Genomic DNA, 1,149 nt, shown 5'->3' with positions numbered 1-1,149 from the left:
CCATCCTATAGATGGCTTTGTCGGTCGGCTTCAGATCATTCGGTTTCCCTCCTGTCTGCGACCCAAGCTACAGGGCTCCTGACTCCTGCCCTGGCGGGACTGGCTCCCGCTGGATGCGCCAGCCTTAAGCTGGACGCACTCGGTTCTCAATATTCGTCCGCCGGTCCCGCGAAGTCGACTTGGCGAATAGTTGGCAACAAGGAATCTCAGAACGAATGCGAGAAGTCCCGCAAGGCAACCCGCGCACCTTCCAGGATTCGAACCCCCGACCCCCAGGTTCGAAGCCTGATGCTCTCTCTCAAGCGTTTGCGATTGACGTCGCTGGCGACGTCAATCTTGTCCGTTTCGAGCGGTTCCATGCGGTTCCGCCCCGACGCAACTCGCGGAAGTAGCTGAAATCACAGGAGTTCGATCCCGTTTTCAAGACCGCTGCCTTCAACCACTCGGCCACCTCTCCTGGCGGAAAGGTTCGCGAGTTCAGTCAGTTACGGGAGCAGCGAGAAGGCCCCGTCGGGTGTGACGTCGCATTGACGTCTCGTCGTGGCGTGCACCCGCGGAAGATCAGGCGCCGAGGAGGGTCCAGGTCTCGCGACCGGACTTCATCACCTTCTTCTCGATGCGCACCTCGTCGGCGCCTTCCGACTCGGCGCGTTCCCGAAGTTCCGCAAGATCGGCGTCGGACCCGTCGCAAAAGCCGATTGGACGCGAGTTGCTCGGCTGATTCAGCTGAACCTTGAAGTCGCCACGATCCCAGCGGGTCTGCGTCTCGTTCGAGTAGGGGTGGATCATGCTTCGAACCCTAGCCACTCCTGCCGGACAATGGCGGCAGCGTCGACGTTTTTCGCGCGGACGCTGCCGCCAATTCAGTCAGCTCCGCCGTCAGCCGAGTGATCGTCGGAGCACGCCAGCCGCTACCAGGCCGGCAGCCAAGAACAGAACCGTGCCGGGCTCTGGAACCGGAGGGGTCGTGGTGGTGACCAGAGAGAAAGACCCCGTACCGGAACCAATACCTGTTGGCGATCACGAGAAACCGTAGAAATCTGATCATCTAGCCGTGGTCGCGCGCGAGTGCTGGTTTCTCGTCAGAACGGCGAATCGGTGTCGGTCGGATCGGTGTCGAGTTCGCGATCGAGAGCCGCGAGGTAGTGT

2 protein-coding genes are annotated in these 1,149 nt (G+C 61.1%); both read right to left on the bottom strand.

Annotated features, from left to right (window positions below):
- Positions 1-561 precede the first annotated feature (561 nt).
- Entirely contained in the window at positions 562-789 is a 228-nt protein-coding gene (locus GY937_25175) for a hypothetical protein (protein MCP5060008.1), read from the bottom strand.
- 90 nt (positions 790-879) lie between these two features.
- Entirely contained in the window at positions 880-1,008 is a 129-nt protein-coding gene (locus GY937_25170; GenBank protein MCP5060007.1) for a PEP-CTERM sorting domain-containing protein, read from the bottom strand.
- Between the last annotated feature and the right edge of the window lie 141 nt (positions 1,009-1,149).

It is taken from the genome of bacterium (assembly GCA_024228115.1).
Taxonomy (GTDB): domain Bacteria; phylum Myxococcota_A; class UBA9160; order UBA9160; family UBA6930.
This window is presented reverse-complemented; position numbering and strand designations above follow the sequence as displayed.

What these genes read in the sequence shown, in the direction of transcription:
- GY937_25175 (MCP5060008.1), bottom strand. Translation starts at nt 789, where the DNA reads ATGATCCACCCCTACTCGAACGAGACGCAGACCCGCTGGGATCGTGGC.